Source organism: Rhizobium sp. PEPV16 (assembly GCF_008919455.1).
Classification (GTDB): domain Bacteria; phylum Pseudomonadota; class Alphaproteobacteria; order Rhizobiales; family Rhizobiaceae; genus Rhizobium; species Rhizobium leguminosarum_Q.
In genome coordinates, this window is record NZ_VSZV01000346.1 from 32,822 (window position 1) to 48,750 (window position 15,929).

A 15,929-nucleotide genomic window follows, 5' to 3' on the forward strand; every position below is an offset into this window, starting at 1 on the left:
GAGTGGCTGGAGACCAAGCTTTTGACCGCAGGCCCGAGAACAAACCCCTGGTATCAGGAATGCTCGGACTACGTCATCAAACGCGGGGAGATGATATCCTTCGACACCGATATGATCGGACCCTACGGCTATTGCGCCGACCTGTCGCGTTCGTGGACAGCGGGACATGTGGCGATGAGCGCCAAGCAGAAGGAACTCTACGCCGCTGCCAGGGATCAGATCGAACACAATCTCGCCGTCCTGAAGCCCGGCATGACGTTCGAAGAGTTCAATGCGCTGTCGTGGCGGATTCCAGAGAAATACCAGCCTTATCGATACACGCTTGCTTTGCACGGAACCGGAATGGCGGACGAATGGCCGGGGATCCTTCTGCATCCGGATTTCGACCCTGATTTCAGCGGCATCATCGAGGAGAACATGGTTCTCAACGTCGAAAGCCTGATTGCCGAAGCCGGATCCGAGAGCATCAAACTGGAAACCCAGGCTCTGATCACGGCACGGGGAGCCGAGCGGCTGGACACGTTTCCGTGGGAAGAGATCTGAATAAGCCCAGAGCATGATGCCGAAAAGTGTGATCGGTTTTCGGACAACATCATGCTCTAACTATATAATTTAGAACAGGATGATTGAGGCCGGCCCGGCCTAAATCATCCCTGTTCTAGTGCGCTCTCGAAGCAGCACGATGCTGTGACGGTGTCTGCCCGAATGTGCGCTTGAAGGTTCTTGTGAACTGCGAGGCGTTTTCAAAGCCGACATCCAGCGCGATCTCGATCAGAGGCGCCTTCGACTGGGCAAGGATCGATTTCGCCCGCTCCATGCGAACACGATTATACGCCTTGGCCGGAGACATCCCCGTCTTGTCGATGAAGATTCTCTCCAGCTGTCGTCTTGAGAGCCCAACCGTGGAGGCAAGCTTCTCGATCGACATGCTACCGTCGACGAACTGTTCCATCGTGATCATCGCCGCCTTGACGCGGGCATCGTCATAATCGTCATAGAGCGGACGCCGGGGCTGGACGTCCGCAGCTGCGCGGGCTCTCTCGATCTGCAGCACCTCAAGTGCGTTTCGTTCGGCGTCGCGGCTGATGTATTTCCTGACCAACAGCGCGGCCATGTCGGCTGAACTGCTGCCGCCGGCGCAGGACCCACGCTGGCGATCGAGATTGAAGAGCCGATCGGAGCAAACGCTGAGGTCCGGAAACCGCTCCCGGAATTCCTTGTAATGCAGCCAGCTTACACAGGAGTCGTGCCGCTTCATCAGGCCTGCCGCAGCAAGGATGAACGACCCCGTGCACACGCCGATCAGCGGCACCTTCTTGGCGTCCGCCTGCTTGAGGAAAGCGATGGTTTCCTGGTCGACAGGGTTTTCCACCGTCAAAAGGCCGCCGACGACCACGATGTAATTGAACTTCGACGGGTCGACGAAATCCGACGTCGGCGCGACTTGGACACCACAGCTCGCGGTGATCAGGTGCCTCGTGCTGCCAATCACCTGCCAGTCGGCAAGGAGCCTTCCGGAACGATCCTGCTCGTCGCTGGCGAGCCGCAGCGTGTCCACGAAGAGGGCGAAGGCGGACAGCGTGAACGATCGCGCCAGAACGAACCCGACCTTGAGGCGGCTGGCCGACTTCGCAGCGTCATCTGCCTGGCGGTGCTGATCGGGTCGCATACTCATCTCCCTGTCGAAAACGCGCTCATCGGATCTGAAAGCCATGCGCCAGCGGATCCCGATCGTCAACGAAAATGGTGTTGTGCCCGATGACGCGCGCCCAGCCCCCGATACTTGGAAGAATACCGCTATAGGGCCCAATGCGTGCTTCGGCTTCGACCCGGCCCTCGAAGACGGTTCCGATCAGGCTTTCATGGCGGTATCTCGACGCGACGGTAAGCCGTCCCTTCCCGTAGAGCTGGGCCATGCGGGCGGAGGTGCCGGTGCCGCCTGGCGAGCGATCGATGGCCTTCTCCCCGTAGAAGACGGCGCCCCGCCCATCCGCAGTGTCATTGACGGGGCGGTCGCACCAGATGGCATGATGCACGCCTCTGATCCTGACATCGTCGGGATGAACGGGATCGCAGACGTCGGCAAGTGCTGACCTGAGCTTCTGGCTGCAGCCGACGATGTCGGATGCTGTCATGCCGTCGAGGCCGCTCCAGTTATCCTGTGGTTCGATGACGGCATAATAATTGCCGCCGTAGGATATATCGACGCGCAGACGGCCCATTCCCGGCACGTCGACCTCGACATCCGCGTCATGGAGATAGCTCGCAACATTGTGGAGACGAACGGATTCGACATATCCGGCCTTCTCCTCATAGGTGACGTCGACCCTTCCCGCAGGCGTCTCGATGGCGAGCCGGCCGGGTTCGCGCGGTTTGACCAGCCCTTCCTCGATCGCAGCAGTCACGGTGCCGATGGTGCCGGCGCCGCACATCGGCAGGCAGCCGCTCACCTCGATGAAAAGCACGGCGAAATCGCAATCCTCCCGATAGGCCGGATAGATGATCGCCCCCGACATGATGTCATGCCCCCTTGGCTCGAACATCAGCGCCTTGCGCACCCAGTCGTGGTCCCGGACGAAGATTTCCCGTCGCTCGCTGATCGGCGCATGTGGAAGCAGCGGGCCGCCGCCGGCGACGAGGCGGACGGGATTGCCGCAGGTGTGCGCATCGATGCAGAAGAAGCCGTTTCTCATCTTTCCACGTCCTTGCTCATCCCGCCTTCCGTGGCCTGTCGCGATCGAGCAGGCTACGGGACAGCCGGTCGAGCAGAAGGGCGACCGCGACGATCGCCAAGCCCGCCCGCAGGCCAAGCCCCATCTCCATGCGCGTCAGGCCGCGCGTCACCTCGGCGCCGAGACCGCCTGCGCCGACGAGGCCGGCCAATACGGCCATCGCCAGCGACAGAAGGATGCATTGGTTGAGGCCGACCAGGAGCGTCTGCCTGGCCAAGGGAATCTCGATCTTCCAAAGCACCGAACGAGGCGGCGCGCCGATGGCGCTGCCGAGTTCCACAAATTCTCTCGGCACCTGGTTGAACGCCAGCGTGGTCAGGCGGAGCATCGGCGGAATGCCGTAGACGATGGTGGCGATGATCGCCGGCACGCGTCCAAGGCTGAAGATCATCACCGCAGGAATGAGGTAGACCCATGGCGGTACGGTCTGCATCACGTCGAGAACCGGGCGAACCATCGCCTCCAATGTCTTGTGGCGCGAGCACAGGACGCCGATCGGGAAGGCGATAAGCACGGAGATCAGGACAGCGACTGTGACCAGAGAAAGGGTCTGCATCGATGCCGTCCACAGCCCCATAAGAAGACAGAACCCCAGGCATAGACCCGCCAGGATTGCCGCGCGCAAACCGACGGCGACGAATGCCAGGACGACCACGATCGCGATAAGCCCATAGGGCGGCAAGAAGAGGAGCGCCGCCTCGAATCCGGAAAGGACCGCTTCGACCAGATAGCTGATCGCCGCAAACAGCGGATGAAGATTGGTGTTGAGCCAATCGACCGACGGCGCCAGGAAAGCGCCGGGCGAAAATTGCAGGATGGACGGATTCATGACTTTCTCCCCGTTCCGAGCCGAGCGGCGCTCTGGGTTATCCGGTCAAGCACCATGGTCAGAACCACGATGGCGATCGCTCCATTGATCGAGGTCGCGATGTCGAGCGTCCTGATTGCGCCGTAGATCGTCTCTCCGAGCCCGCCGGAGCCGACGATGCCGGCGATGACGACCATGCCGAAGGCCATCATCAGGCTCTGGTTTATGCCTGCCATGATGCTCGGCAGGGCAAAGGGAAGGCGGATCTTGAAGAACATCTTCGCCGGCGTCATCCCGAGCGCCTCTCCGAGCTCGATGAACTCCTTGGGCGTCATCCGGATACCGAGAGAGGTCAGGCGGATCGCCGGCGGCACGGCGACGATCACCGTCGCAATCAGTGCCGTCGCCGGTCCATAGCCGAGCAGGGCTATCGCCGGCAGCAGGTAGATATATGGTGGAAGCGTCTGGATCAGGTCGAGGCCCGGCTCCATGAAACGGTCGAGGCTCGTGAAGAAGCCGGCGGCGATGCCGATCGGGATGCCGATCGCCAGGGCGAGCGCCGTTGCGGTCAAGACCAGCGCCAGCGTGCTCATTGTCTCCGGCCAGAGCCCCATCGAAAAACAAAGCGCCAGCGCGATGCCCGCAAGGACGCCGAACCATATATTCACCAGTCGCCAGCCGATGAGCGCCACGATGAGCGCGACCAGGTAGAAGGGCGGAAGCTCCAGGAGCCACAGGATCCCGTCATAGAGCCATTCGAGAACCTGCCTGATGGAGTCGAAGAGAAACTCGCCGTTGTCGCTCACCCACTCGAGCGCAGAGTCCGTCCATTCGTCGAAAAGGTCGGTGAAGCCTGAAGTATCCATCTCAATCAGCTCCAGTTGGGCTCACGCCGCCGTCAGGTCGCGGGCCGAGGTGCCCTTGACGCCCATCAGCAGGCTGCGCGGGGTGACCACGCCGACGACCTGATCGTTGTCGACGACGGCGATGGCGTCGCGCTCCGACTGCATCGTCAGTGTGATGAGTTCGTCGATATCTGCGTCCGGTGTCGTGCGCGCCAGCGACGAGACGTCCAGGCTCGGCTGGCTGCGCTGGAATTCGGCAACGCTGCGCATGACGGAATGCGCCTTGATCAGATGGAGGCGGGATATGCCCGCAACGAATTCGGCGACGTAGGCATCCGCCGGGTTGAGGATGATTTCCTCGGCCGTGCCGGTCTGGATGATGACGCCATCCTTCATGATCGCGATACGGTCGCCGATCCGGATCGCCTCGTCGAGATCGTGTGTGATGAAGACCGCGGACTTGCCCAAGGCCTTCGTTAGCTGTCGGAATTCGTCCTGAAGCTGGCGGCGGATGAGCGGATCGAGAGCGCTGAACGGCTCGTCCATCAGAATGATTTCGGGGTCGGAAGCGAGCGCGCGGGCAAGGCCGACGCGTTGCTGCATACCGCCGGAAAGCTCGTTGGGATATCGGCTCACCCAGTCGGCGAGGCCGACCTTCTCCAGCGCTGCAGCGGCGGTCTTGTTGCGCTCCGGCTTGGGAATGCCCTGAACCTCGAGTCCGAAGGCCGCGTTTTCCAGGACCGTCCGGTGCGGCAGCAGCGCGACGCTCTGAAACACCATGCCGATGTTCTTGGCGCGCATCTGCCTGAGATCGACCGGCGACAGAGTGGCGAGGTCGCGTCCCTTGACGAGGACCTTGCCGGAACTCGGCGCGATCAGCTTGTTGAGAAGGCGGATGAGCGTCGACTTTCCGCTACCCGACAGTCCCATGATACAGAAGATTTCGCCGCGCCGGACCTCAATGCTCGCGTCGGATACGCCGACGACGCAGTTGAATTCCGTCAGGACCTCTTTTTTGCCAAGGCCGCGCTCCTTGATCGACTTCATTGCCACAGCGGATTTGCCTCCGAAGACTTTCCAGAGGGATTGGCAGTCGATCAGGACATCATTGATATCGGCATTTACAGTTTTCATAGCGATCCCCTTTGAGCCATTCGGCGCTGGCTTCTTCATTAGGTTTCAGGGTGGCCGCCCGACGGATCGGACGGCCACGACGCGTTTTAGTTCTTCTTGATGTTTTCCCAGCGCTTGATCAGGTCGGCATGCGCGCCGATCCAATCCTGCACGGCCTGGTCCATGGTCTTACCTTCGTTGACGGCGCCGTTGATGGCGGTGATGTCGGCGATCGGCACGTAGACGCTGGCCATCACTTCACGCGCATGGGGGTTCTCTTCGGAGAAACCCTTGTGGCCGATCCAGTAGTAGCTCTGCGGCGGCGGGAACACGCCCTTCGGATCCTTGAGGTATTTGACCTCGTATTTCTGAACCATCCAGGACGGCTCCCAGATCGTCACCGCAATCCACTCCTTGCGATCATAGGCGGACTTCAGCGCCGCCGTCATCGCGGCGGTGCTGCCCTCGACGAGTTGGAGCTTGAGGTCGTAGTCCTTGACCGCGTTCGAAGTATCGCGCATCAGGCCGGAGCCCGGCTCGATACCGATGATCTTGCCGCCGAACTTGTCGGCGTTTTCATTGAGCTGTTCCAGCGAGTCGATCGGCACATATTTAGGAACCGCGACGCCCTGATAAAGGCCATGCGAAACGGGTGAGATCTTCTCGAGCCGGTTCTTGTTCTTGTCCCAATAGTCCTGAGCGACGTAGTCCGTCTGCGACGCGAGAGCCTGGATATCGCCCTTGGCGAGAGCGGCATAAGCGATGCCCCATTCGGAGAACTCGGTCACCTTCACCGCGTAGCCGGCGTCTTCGAGGACCTTCTTGGTAATGCCGGTGATAGGCGTAAGGTCCTCCCACGACATCGTGCCCAGATTGATCGTCTTTTCTTCCGCGCGAGCGGGAAGGATGCTAACCCCGATCATCGCAGCGGCGCAAAGCGCCTTCCACAAAGTCTTCATTGTTCTTACTCCTGTTTTTCGTTCCCATTGTCATTGAAGTCTGCGAGCGGGCAGTCTTCATATTGCGCGGCGAGAGATCATCCCTCGCGGCCTGCACGCAATTCCTGAAAGCGGATGGCCGAATTGACCCCCAGCCACGCAAAGGGCTCGGGAGGTATTTTGCTCGGTTCCGGCTGGTTCCTGTATCGGTCGAGTTCGGGGCTACCCACGCCGGCAGCCAGATCGGCCGCCATCATCCCTGCAAGCGTACTCTTGACCGTGCCGAGACCATTCTCGCAGCAAGCGGAAAAAAGCCCCTCTTCGACCTCGCCGAATGCCGGCACATGGTTTCGGCTGAGGCACAGAGCGCCCGCCCAGCTATATTCCATCGGCAGGCTTTCTAGTCCGGGGAAGCGCGCGTCGAACGACCGGCGCTGCTCGACCGCCACACCGGCGACGCGCTTCTCCGACACTTGAAGGCTCGGGTCGTAGGTGAACTTGGTTCTGATGACGATCCGCGAACGACCGTCGGTGGTGATCTTTCTGACCGTCGCTCCCATCGGGTCGGCTGGCAGCAGCGCCCAACGATCTGCGCCGGTGACATCGCCGCCGAATTCGTTCTGGAAAAAGGCCGACGTCATCGACGCGTAGGTGAAGATGTGCATCAGCCGCCCGCGAAAATGGCCGAAGCTTTGAATATGGCCGTTCACACCCAGAATGACCTTCGGCGCGGAAACAGATCCTCGGACGGATTTCGCCTTCCAGGACCTGCCCTCGCGCGAAAGCTCCAGCACCGGCGAATGCTCGTGGACGGTGACCTTTGCGCCAAGTCCGCGCGCCAGTCCGCGGATATAGTCGGCGGGCTGGATCATCACGGCGCCTGGCGTATAGAGCCCTCCGCGATAATAGCGCGAGCCAGTCATCTCCCGCATCTGATCGGCGTCGAGAACGCGATGCTCCTCGCCGATCTTTTCGAGCGACCTCCTGTAGTTATCGTTGAGCCCGAGCCCCCGCTCGGAGGCGGCCGCATTCACCTTGCCCGACGGATCGAAGGTTTCCCTGGACAGGCCGTATTCCGCCGCGACATCGGCTGCGAAGGAAATCGCCAGACGGTTCTGCCTGATCTCGTCCTTGGTCGCCTCTTCGTCGGCCACCGAATATTCGCCTGAAGACAGATTGTGCGGCACGTCGATCATGAAGCCGGAATTCCTGCCGGCCGGTCCCTTGGCGATTTCGCGGGCCTCGAGGACGACGATCTTGTCTTCGGGGCGCAACTGCGAGAGGCGGCGTGCCGCGGACAGGCCGGCAAATCCGCCGCCGACGATCAGCCAGTCCGCAGTAATGTCGTGCTCAAGCGCCGTTGCGGGAAAGGCGCGTTCGCTGATCGCCTCCCATCCCGAAACGCCGGTGTCGATCGGCAGACGCTTGATCACATGGTGGGTCATCTGATCGTCTCGTCGACCGAGCGTTCCGAGACATCGATCCAGATGGTCTTCAGTTCGCAATAATTGTCGTGGGCGAAGACCGACTTGTCGCGGCCGCCGAAGCCGGACTCCTTGTAGCCGCCGAACGGCGTGGTGGCGTCTCCTTCGCCGAAGCAATTGACCGTGACGACGCCGGCACGGATCTCGCGCGAGAGCTTGATCGCGTTTCTCAGGCTGCCGGTATAGACCGATGCCGTCAGGCCGTAATTCGTATCGTTGGCAAGAGCGATTGCCTCGGCGAGCGAATTGAAGGTGGTCACCGAAAGCACCGGCCCGAAGATCTCTTCCTGGAACAGGCGGCTGGCAGGCGTCACGCCATCGACCACCGTCGGCTCGATGAAGATGCCGTTATAGGTTTCGCCGCCGTGGGCAACCGACAGCTTCTCCGTCTTGGCGTCGTCGAGGAAGGATTTCACCTTCTCGAAATGAGCTTTGCTGACGAGCGCACCGATGCGGTTTTCAGGATCGAGCGGATCGCCGGTCTTCCATTCGCGCATATAGGCGCCGATGCGCTTCATCAGCTCATCCTTGACCTTGGAATGAACGATGAGACGCGACGTGGCCGAGCAGTTTTCGCCCATGTTCCAGAAGGCGCCGTTGACGATCTGCTCGGCAACGAGGTCCAGGTCTTCGGCGTCATCGAGAACGACCGCGGGGTTCTTGCCGCCGCATTCGAGCACGACTTTCTTGAGGTTCGAGTCCGCGGCGTAACGCAAGAAACGGCGGCCAGTCGGCGTCGATCCGGTGAAGGCCACCATATCGACATCCATGTGCAGGCCGATCGGTTCGCCCACATCCTTGCCGCTGCCGGTGACGACATTGAAGACGCCCTCCGGAATGCCTGCTTCATGGGCAAGCTCGGCGACACGTAGCGTGGTAAGCGTTGTCTCCTGCGCCGGCTTGACGATGACCGAGCAGCCGGCCGCAAGCGCAGGGCCGATCTTCCAGGCCAGCATGAGAAGCGGGAAATTCCACGGAAGCACGCATCCGACGACACCGATGGGCTCGCGCACGATCATCGTCAGCGCGTTGGCGCCGACCGGAGCGGTGTTGTCATAGAGCTTGTCGATCAGTTCGGCATGCCAACGCAGCGTATGAATGGTATCGGGAACGTCGACGGTCTGGCATTCGCGCACCGGCTTGCCGCTGTCGACGCTTTCCATGACGGCGAGCTCGTGCCTGTTCTGCTCCATGAGCTTGGCGAGCTTGAGAAGCACTCCCTTGCGCTCGCCCGGCGAGCGCAGCCGCCAGCGTCCATCGTCGAACGCGTCCTTCGCCTTCTTTACGGCGAAATCGACGTCGCTGGCATCGCAGGCGGCGATTTCAGCAAGGACCTCGCCCGTCGCAGGGTTCGTGGAGGTGAAAGTCTTGCCGGAATTTGCCGGACGAAATGCGCCATCGATGAAGGCATTCGTCGGAAACTGAAGCTCGGCGGCGATCGCCTTGTATTCGGCGACGGTCAAGGGTTCATGCATGATTGGCTCCCGACGTGATCTGGGCGACCGTGCGCTTCAATGTGGCGACGACGGTCTGAAGGGTTCGCTTTTCTTCGGAGTTGAGCGGGCGCAGCGGCGCGCGGACCGAGCCGACCTTCAGCCCGATCAACTCGCATCCGTGCTTGATCGATTGGACGAACTTGCCGCATTCCAGGAAATCCATCAGCGGCAGCATCGCCATCATGATGGCGCGGCCCTTGTCGAAGTTCTTTTCGAGGACGCAGGCTTCGTAGAGGGCGACATGTTCGCGCGGGAGGAAATTGGAGCCGGCGCATACCCAGCTCTTCGCACCCCACGCGAAGAATTCGAGCGCCTGGTCGTCCCAGCCGCAGGACAGCGCGATGTGCGGAAATTTCCGGGCAAGCAGGTGAAGATTGCCCATGTCGCCAGAGCTTTCCTTGATGGCGATCACGTTCCTGGACTTGCCGAGGCGGGAGAAATACTCCTCGCCCATCACCACGCCCATGCGGGCCGGATAGTTGTAGAGCATGATCGGCAGGTTCGCCGCCCGGTCGACGGTCAGGGCGTGGACCGCATTCTCGCGCTCGGTCGGCAGCGCGTATGGCGGCGACGACACCAGGATCGCATCCGCGCCGATTTCCTTCGCCGCCTTGGCGTATTCGACCGAATCTTCGGTCCGCGTGGCGCCGGTCCCGATGATGAGCGGCAGCCGCGTGCCGATGACCTCCCTCGCATAGGCCGCGAGCTCGAAACGCTCCTGGCTGCTCTGGGCGTAATACTCGCCCGTCGAGCCGCCGACGATGATGCCGTGGACGCCCGCTTCGATCAACGACTCGAGCACGGCGGCAAATCCAGCCCGGTCGATCTGGCCATTTTGATCGAGCGGCGTCACCGCCGGCGTGTAGATCCCCTCAAACTTCACGACGATTTCTCCAAGAGTTGCGTGGCGGGGCCGCCGAGGAAGGCGTCCGCCTTGAGGCCTTGCGGGGCGATGAACATTTCCATGTTCTCGCGGGACAATTCCCAGTGTTCGAAGACGAGGTCGACGACGGCATTCTCGTCGTGAGCGCCGAGTGCGGCGATGAAGCCGTCATGGTGGTCGACGGCCACCTGAAGCCGCCGCCTCATGTCCTCGTTCCTCGGCCGGAAGAAGGTGTGGCCGATGCGCGCGTGATCGATGAGCAGCCGGCCGAGACTCGGCTGCAGATAGACGTTGCCCGACATCTCGCCGAAAATTTCGTGAAAGCGGTTGTTCTCGAGAACCATCGCCAGAGGGTCCATGTTCTCGCTGGCGGCGCGGAACCGCTCCTGGGTCTGCTTCAGGTCTGAAAGCTGAGTAGGCTTGAAGTTCTGCACGGCGAGACGGCCGATCGCCGCGTAGATCATCGGCGCAACGAGAAAGAAATTCCGCAGAGTGGAATGGTTCATCGGGATGACCCGCGCACCCCTGTTCTCACGGATGTCGATATAGCCCTCGCCGGCAAGGCGACGGAATATGTCGCGAACCGGCGTCCGGGAGAGCCCGTATTTTTCGCTCAGACTGGCCTCGTCCAGATCGGTATCCGGATCCAGCTCCATCGTCAGAATCTGCCGTTTCAGATCTTCGTAGAGATTGCTCTTGGGTGTCTTTGCCATCGTCGCTCTCCGCCGCTCGTTGCTCTACGCCGTGAAGATGGCACGCCTTTCCAAAGGAGTCAAATATTGTGTACTTTGCGTACACAATTAGTATGCGTGAAATACACAATGACACCGGCGAAGTCATGCCGGTGCATGTCGAGCACCATTTCAAAGCGCTGCCCATGATCGGCGCTCTGCGGCGGCGGCCATCGAGGAGTTTCTTTCCAAGCGGATTATCGTGGCAGGTCGGTGAGGATTTCTCTGCAGTCGAGGTTGATGCAGTGCGCATCGACGTTGACCATCAGGCTTCGCAAGCCCGACCGCCGGCAAACCAGCGGTGTGCGGCCATCACGGAGTATCTCGATATCCTGATAGCGGCGGTTTTGTCGGGGAGCGCCGACCTGGCGCCCCCCAAGGTCGATCACGCGGCCAGGACGCCGCTCTTCTTGGCCATCCAGGTTGCGATGTAGTCCATAAGGCCAGGGTTTAGGCAATCGTAAGGCTCGAGGCCCGACGCCTTCAGCTGCGTTCTGACGGCGTCCATCTTCGCGGGGTCGAAGCCGCTTTCGATGATCGACGACACGAAGGCCGCAAAGCCCGGCTTCGCCCAGCCGCTTTCCTGAAAGCGCTCCGGATGGACGAACGACAATCCCTGGAACGGATGTTCGCGCACGACCGGCCCATACATATGCACGCCGCATTCTTTGCAGGCGTGGCGCTGGATCAAGGCTGTGGAATCGACGACGGCGAGCTTGTCGCCATTCTCCTGAACTTCGACGCTTTCGGTCGGCGCAACTGCCACGACCGAAAAGACTGCGCCCTCGGGCTTCCAGCACTTCGTGCAGCCGCAGGCATGATTGTGGGCGATATCGCTCTTGATCCTGACCTTCACGGGGTTGCTTGCGCACTTGCAGACGAGCGTCCCGCCTGCGAAAGCAGCGTCAGTCGCCCGAAAGCCTGAATCCACTGCCGGATGTATGGCTATGCTGGTCATGGGTTTCTCCTCCCCTTCTGGGCCGTTTGCGATATGCCCGGCCAAGCTCTGCAATCAGTCTCCCAACCTTCGCGCGTGCCAGCGCAGATGGTCTTCCATGAAAGTCGAAATGAAGAAGTAGGAATGGCCGTAGCCTTCCTGCATGCGAAGCCGCAGGCTGATGCCGGCCGTTTCGCAGGCTTGCCGGAGCTCTTCAGGGCGCAATCCATCCTCCAGGAAGCTATCCGCCGTCCCTTGATCGACGAGGAATTCCGGAAACCGGTGACCGTCTTCGATCAGCGAGCAGGCATCATATGCCCGCCAGGCCGTCTCATCCGCTCCGAGATATTTCCGGAATGCCGGCTTTGACCAGCCGGAGACCGACGGATGGCTGATCGGCGCGAAGGCCGAGCAGCTACCGAAGCGTTCCGGGTTCTTGAGCGCGATCGTGATCGCGCCATGTCCGCCCATCGAATGACCGAAGATGCCCTGTCGCGTCATGTCGACCGGAAACTCGGCTTCGATAAGCTTCGGCAATTCATCGACGACGTAGCTGTACATCCGATAGTTCTGCGCGAACGGCGGCTCGGTGGCGTCGACGTAAAAGCCGGCCCCCTTGCCGAACTGCCAATTATCAGGTTCGTCCGGGACGGCATCGCCCCGCGGACTGGTGTCGGGGCAGACGACGATGATGCCGAGTTCTGCGGCAAGACGCCGATACTCGCCCTTTTCCATGACGTTGGCATGAGTGCAGGTCAGACCGGAAAGGTACCATAGAACCGGCAGCTTTCGTGCTTTGGCCTGTGGCGGCAGGAATACCGCAAAGGTCATGTCGCAGTCGCAGACATCCGAGCGATCGACGTAGACGCCCTGGGTGCCGCCATGAGAATTTTCGGTCGAGATCGTCTTCATGGCTCAGTACACGACCACGCCACGAATGCTCTCGCCCTTGTGCATCAGCTCGAAGCCCTTGTTGATGTCTTCGAGCGGCATGGTGTGGGTGATCATCGGATCGATCTGGATCTTGCCCTGCATGTACCAATCGACGATCTTCGGCACGTCGGTGCGGCCGCGCGCGCCGCCAAAGGCGGTGCCCATCCAGTTGCGGCCGGTAACCAGCTGAAACGGACGGGTGGAAATTTCCTGGCCGGCGCCGGCAACGCCGATGATAATGGACTTGCCCCAGCCGCGGTGGGAAGATTCCAGCGCCTGGCGCATCACCTTGGTGTTGCCGGTGCAGTCGAACGTGTAATCGGCGCCGCCGATCAGGTCGCCGTGGCGCTTCGTCATGTTGACGAGATAGGGCACGATGTCGTCGCCGACCTCCTTCGGATTGACGAAGTGAGTCATGCCGAACTTCTCGCCCCAGGCCTTGCGGTCAGGGTTGATATCGACGCCGATGATCATGTCGGCGCCGGCCAGACGCAGGCCCTGCAGAACGTTGAGGCCGATACCGCCGAGCCCGAAGACAATGGCCGTCGCGCCCATCTCCACCTTGGCGGTGTTGATGACGGCGCCGATGCCGGTGGTGACGCCGCAGCCGATGTAGCAGATCTTGTCGAACGGCGCGTCGGGATTGACCTTGGCAAGCGCGATCTCCGGCAGCACGGTGAAGTTCGAAAAGGTCGAGCAGCCCATATAGTGATGGATTTTGTCCTTGCCGATCGAGAAGCGGCTGGTTCCGTCCGGCATCACGCCCTGGCCCTGGGTGGCGCGGATCGAGGTGCAGAGATTGGTCTTGCGCGAGGTGCAGGAATAGCATTCACGGCATTCCGGGGTGTAGAGCGGAATGACGTGGTCGCCCTTCTTCACCGAAGTGACGCCGGGGCCGACATCGACGACGATGCCGGCACCCTCATGGCCGAGGATCGCCGGGAAGAGGCCTTCCGGATCGGCGCCCGACAAAGTGAAATCATCGGTGTGGCAGATGCCCGTCGCCTTGACCTCCACCAGCACTTCGCCGGCCCGCGGCCCCTCCAGCTGCACGGTCATCACTTCGAGCGGTTTTCCTGCCTGAACGGCAACGGCGGCGCGAACGTCCATTTTGAGATCCTTCCTCTTAAATTGAATTCTGATGCTGCATACTCCGATCGACCGGCTCTCGCCGATCTGCATCGCTGCGTTCCCGCCGAGACTTCAAGCTCTCGCCTTCGGGCTTTTGTTTATCTCGGGCCCATTGTCGCCAAGGAACCCATCACGTCTCCCGCTCAACCTGGCACCAGACCGCAAGCAGCGGCCGGGCTGTGCATCTTATCGCGAAGGATTGCCCGGCGTCGTTCGCAAAAACCGTACCAACACCGGCAGAGAACCACTCGGAATCGCCAAGGCGGATTTCGCCCGGCGAAAGCAGGATGAAGGCGCGGGGCTGCGTCTGAACATGATCGGGAAATCTTGTATAGCGATCCATGTAGATCACGCCGACCCTGAGATCGGCGCGTTCCTCCATGCCGCCGGGACCGACCAAGACCGCATGGGAGTGCGTATTGCCAAAATTCAGGCTTGCGAAAGGGCCGGAGCGGCCGCGTCTCCAGAGCAGCTTATCGGCGAGACTCTGGAACTGGCCGGCGATCGCCTCGTATTTCCGTCCCGATTTTGCAAGATGGCCGATGGCGTCATCCAGCCCTTCGGGCGCGCCGGGAAGAGGCCCGCCCTCCGGACGCACCTTGCCGGTCTTGAGCAGCCTCTGGAGGACTTTGCCCGCGACGAAACTGGCGACTGCAGGAGCCTCCGCCGACAGCATCAGCCCGCCGACATCATTGAGGAATTCCTGCAGCGGCCGAGAGCGCCGCTCTCTGCCGATGTCGTGCAGCCGTATGTATGCCGGCTTCTCGTCATCGTTGAGAAGAAGGTCGGCACCAGGTTTGATTGGACGTCCCACGACGCGCGCCACGCTCGGTCTCCCCCGCTAGAGCGCCTTTTCCAATTCCGGCAGGACATCGAAGAGATCGGCGACCAATCCGTAGTCGGCGACCTGGAAGATCGGCGCCTCCTCGTCCTTGTTGATGGCGACGATCACCTTCGAATCCTTCATGCCGGCCAGATGCTGGATGGCGCCTGAAATGCCGCAGGCAATGTATAGCTGCGGCGCCACCACCTTGCCGGTCTGGCCGACCTGCCAGTCGTTCGGCGCATAACCGGCATCGACGGCAGCACGGCTGGCACCGACGGCGGCCCCCAGCTTGTCGGCAAGAGGCAGGATGACCTCCCTGAACTTTTCCGCCGAGCCGAGCGCCCGGCCGCCGGAGATGATGATCTTCGCCGAGGTCAGTTCCGGACGGTCTGAGGCCGACAGCGCATCGCCGACAAAGGTCGAAAGCCCCGGATCGGAAACCGCCGGGATCGCCTCGATCGTTGCCGAGCCACCGTCCGGTGCAGAGGCGAAGGATGCGGTGCGCACGGTGATGACTTTCTTGGCATCGGTCGCCTGCACCGTCTGAATGGCGTTGCCGGCATAGATCGGCCGCTTGAAGGTGTCGGACGAGATCACCTCGATGATCTCGGAGACCTGGGCGACATCGAGAAGGGCAGCGACCCGCGGCACCACATTCTTGCCGACCGAGGTGGCGGCAGAGATGATCGTGTCGTAGCTGGCGGAGAGCGACACGATCAGGTCGGCCAGCGGCTCTGCCAGATTGTTGGCAAGCTCGTCGCTTTCGGCCAGTAGTACCTTGGAGACGCCGGCAAGCTTGGCCGCTTGTTCGGCAGCAGGCTTGGTAGCCTTGCCGGCGACGAGGATATGAATATCACTTGCTTGGTCCTTGGCGATCTTTGCGGCTGCCGTCAGCGCCTTGGCGGTCTGATCGGACAGGCTTGAATTGTCGTGGTCAGCCAGAAGAAGAATGGTCATGATGATGGCTCCTGTTCCAAGCTGATTACAGCACGCCGGCTTCGTTTTTGAGCTTGTCGATCAGTTCGGCGACCGACTTGACCTTGACGCCGGCCTTGCGGCCCGACGGCTCCTC

The 15,929-nt window shown here is 61.3% G+C and carries 17 protein-coding genes and 1 pseudogene; 2 read left to right on the forward strand and 16 right to left on the reverse strand.

The genetic code is table 11. From position 1 onward, the window contains the following. Positions 1–543, forward strand: a 543-nt coding sequence (locus tag FY112_RS28480; RefSeq protein WP_151519863.1) for a M24 family metallopeptidase, incomplete at its 5' end; no start/stop codon positions are given. Positions 544–658: 115 nt separating this feature from the next. Here FY112_RS28480 and FY112_RS28485 read toward each other — a convergent pair. The 10 genes from FY112_RS28485 to FY112_RS28530 all read right to left on the reverse strand — a co-directional run bounded on the left by FY112_RS28485 (position 659) and on the right by FY112_RS28530 (position 11,012). Further along, positions 659–1,669 carry a GlxA family transcriptional regulator gene (locus FY112_RS28485; RefSeq protein ID WP_151519844.1) on the reverse strand — a complete coding sequence of 337 codons (1,011 nt, stop codon included), beginning with the start codon at positions 1,667–1,669 and terminating at the stop codon, positions 659–661. Between the two features lie 25 nt (positions 1,670–1,694). Further along, on the reverse strand, positions 1,695–2,693 hold the full coding sequence (locus FY112_RS28490; protein WP_094088308.1) for a 4-hydroxyproline epimerase: 999 nt from the start codon (positions 2,691–2,693) through the stop codon (positions 1,695–1,697). Between the two features lie 16 nt (positions 2,694–2,709). Beyond that, a complete protein-coding gene (locus FY112_RS28495) occupies positions 2,710–3,561 on the reverse strand; it encodes an ABC transporter permease subunit (RefSeq protein ID WP_027664599.1) in 852 nt (283 codons plus the stop codon). Then, positions 3,558–4,406, reverse strand: coding sequence for a proline/glycine betaine ABC transporter permease (locus FY112_RS28500; protein WP_094088309.1), 849 nt, complete (start codon positions 4,404–4,406; stop codon positions 3,558–3,560). The genes FY112_RS28495 and FY112_RS28500 overlap by 4 nt, the downstream gene beginning before the upstream one ends. Before the next feature lie 21 nt (positions 4,407–4,427). Beyond that, complete coding sequence (locus FY112_RS28505) at positions 4,428–5,558, reverse strand: glycine betaine/L-proline ABC transporter ATP-binding protein (protein ID WP_151519845.1); 1,131 nt, start codon at positions 5,556–5,558, stop codon at positions 4,428–4,430. Positions 5,559–5,605: 47 nt separating this feature from the next. Continuing rightward, on the reverse strand, positions 5,606–6,457 hold the full coding sequence (locus FY112_RS28510; RefSeq protein WP_094088311.1) for a glycine betaine ABC transporter substrate-binding protein: 852 nt from the start codon (positions 6,455–6,457) through the stop codon (positions 5,606–5,608). A 77-nt stretch (positions 6,458–6,534) separates the two neighbouring features. Beyond that, the gene (locus tag FY112_RS28515) at positions 6,535–7,881 is read right to left on the reverse strand and encodes an FAD-binding oxidoreductase (protein WP_094088312.1); all 1,347 of its coding nucleotides are present in this window, start codon (positions 7,879–7,881) and stop codon (positions 6,535–6,537) included. Then, positions 7,878–9,395, reverse strand: a complete 1,518-nt coding sequence (locus tag FY112_RS28520; protein ID WP_094088313.1) for an aldehyde dehydrogenase — start codon at positions 9,393–9,395, stop codon at positions 7,878–7,880. Before FY112_RS28520 ends, FY112_RS28515 begins: the two co-directional genes overlap by 4 nt. After that, positions 9,388–10,299: a dihydrodipicolinate synthase family protein gene (locus FY112_RS28525; RefSeq protein WP_094088314.1), complete on the reverse strand. Its 912-nt coding sequence runs from the start codon at positions 10,297–10,299 to the stop codon at positions 9,388–9,390. Before FY112_RS28525 ends, FY112_RS28520 begins: the two co-directional genes overlap by 8 nt. Further along, positions 10,296–11,012, reverse strand: coding sequence for a GntR family transcriptional regulator (locus tag FY112_RS28530; protein ID WP_017956853.1), 717 nt, complete (start codon positions 11,010–11,012; stop codon positions 10,296–10,298). Before FY112_RS28530 ends, FY112_RS28525 begins: the two co-directional genes overlap by 4 nt. A gap of 92 nt (positions 11,013–11,104) precedes the next feature. Between FY112_RS28530 and FY112_RS28535 the strand changes: the two genes are divergently transcribed. Then, on the forward strand, positions 11,105–11,464 hold the full coding sequence (locus FY112_RS28535; protein WP_151519846.1) for a hypothetical protein: 360 nt from the start codon (positions 11,105–11,107) through the stop codon (positions 11,462–11,464). Here FY112_RS28535 and gfa read toward each other — a convergent pair. The 6 genes and pseudogenes from gfa to FY112_RS28565 form a co-directional block, all read right to left on the reverse strand. Next, the gene (gene gfa / locus FY112_RS28540) at positions 11,416–11,988 is read right to left on the reverse strand and encodes an S-(hydroxymethyl)glutathione synthase (RefSeq protein WP_017956854.1); all 573 of its coding nucleotides are present in this window, start codon (positions 11,986–11,988) and stop codon (positions 11,416–11,418) included. The genes FY112_RS28535 and gfa overlap by 49 nt on opposite strands. 54 nt (positions 11,989–12,042) lie before the next feature. Next, the gene (gene fghA / locus FY112_RS28545) at positions 12,043–12,879 is read right to left on the reverse strand and encodes an S-formylglutathione hydrolase (protein ID WP_017956855.1); all 837 of its coding nucleotides are present in this window, start codon (positions 12,877–12,879) and stop codon (positions 12,043–12,045) included. 3 nt (positions 12,880–12,882) lie between these two features. Then, the gene (locus FY112_RS28550) at positions 12,883–14,010 is read right to left on the reverse strand and encodes an S-(hydroxymethyl)glutathione dehydrogenase/class III alcohol dehydrogenase (RefSeq protein WP_026158223.1); all 1,128 of its coding nucleotides are present in this window, start codon (positions 14,008–14,010) and stop codon (positions 12,883–12,885) included. A gap of 151 nt (positions 14,011–14,161) precedes the next feature. Beyond that, positions 14,162–14,857: a dimethylsulfonioproprionate lyase family protein gene (locus FY112_RS28555; RefSeq protein ID WP_017956857.1), complete on the reverse strand. Its 696-nt coding sequence runs from the start codon at positions 14,855–14,857 to the stop codon at positions 14,162–14,164. A gap of 15 nt (positions 14,858–14,872) precedes the next feature. Continuing rightward, entirely contained in the window at positions 14,873–15,814 is a 942-nt protein-coding gene (locus FY112_RS28560) for an electron transfer flavoprotein subunit alpha/FixB family protein (RefSeq protein ID WP_151519847.1), read from the reverse strand. A 25-nt stretch (positions 15,815–15,839) separates the two neighbouring features. Then, positions 15,840–15,929, reverse strand: a pseudogene (locus FY112_RS28565) (electron transfer flavoprotein subunit beta/FixA family protein); the annotation flags it as partial.

Coding starts and splice junctions, on each gene's coding strand:
- FY112_RS28490 (WP_094088308.1), bottom strand. CDS start 2,693: ATGAGAAACGGCTTCTTCTGCATCGATGCGCACACCTGCGGCAATCCC.
- gfa (WP_017956854.1), bottom strand. CDS start 11,988: ATGACCAGCATAGCCATACATCCGGCAGTGGATTCAGGCTTTCGGGCG.
- FY112_RS28485 (WP_151519844.1), bottom strand. CDS start 1,669: ATGCGACCCGATCAGCACCGCCAGGCAGATGACGCTGCGAAGTCGGCC.
- FY112_RS28550 (WP_026158223.1), bottom strand. CDS start 14,010: ATGGACGTTCGCGCCGCCGTTGCCGTTCAGGCAGGAAAACCGCTCGAA.
- FY112_RS28495 (WP_027664599.1), bottom strand. CDS start 3,561: ATGAATCCGTCCATCCTGCAATTTTCGCCCGGCGCTTTCCTGGCGCCG.
- FY112_RS28515 (WP_094088312.1), bottom strand. CDS start 7,881: ATGACCCACCATGTGATCAAGCGTCTGCCGATCGACACCGGCGTTTCG.
- FY112_RS28530 (WP_017956853.1), bottom strand. CDS start 11,012: ATGGCAAAGACACCCAAGAGCAATCTCTACGAAGATCTGAAACGGCAG.
- FY112_RS28535 (WP_151519846.1), top strand. CDS start 11,105: ATGCGTGAAATACACAATGACACCGGCGAAGTCATGCCGGTGCATGTC.
- FY112_RS28505 (WP_151519845.1), bottom strand. CDS start 5,558: ATGAAGAAGCCAGCGCCGAATGGCTCAAAGGGGATCGCTATGAAAACT.
- FY112_RS28520 (WP_094088313.1), bottom strand. CDS start 9,395: ATGCATGAACCCTTGACCGTCGCCGAATACAAGGCGATCGCCGCCGAG.
- FY112_RS28560 (WP_151519847.1), bottom strand. CDS start 15,814: ATGACCATTCTTCTTCTGGCTGACCACGACAATTCAAGCCTGTCCGAT.
- fghA (WP_017956855.1), bottom strand. CDS start 12,879: ATGAAGACGATCTCGACCGAAAATTCTCATGGCGGCACCCAGGGCGTC.
- FY112_RS28510 (WP_094088311.1), bottom strand. CDS start 6,457: ATGAAGACTTTGTGGAAGGCGCTTTGCGCCGCTGCGATGATCGGGGTT.
- FY112_RS28500 (WP_094088309.1), bottom strand. CDS start 4,406: ATGGATACTTCAGGCTTCACCGACCTTTTCGACGAATGGACGGACTCT.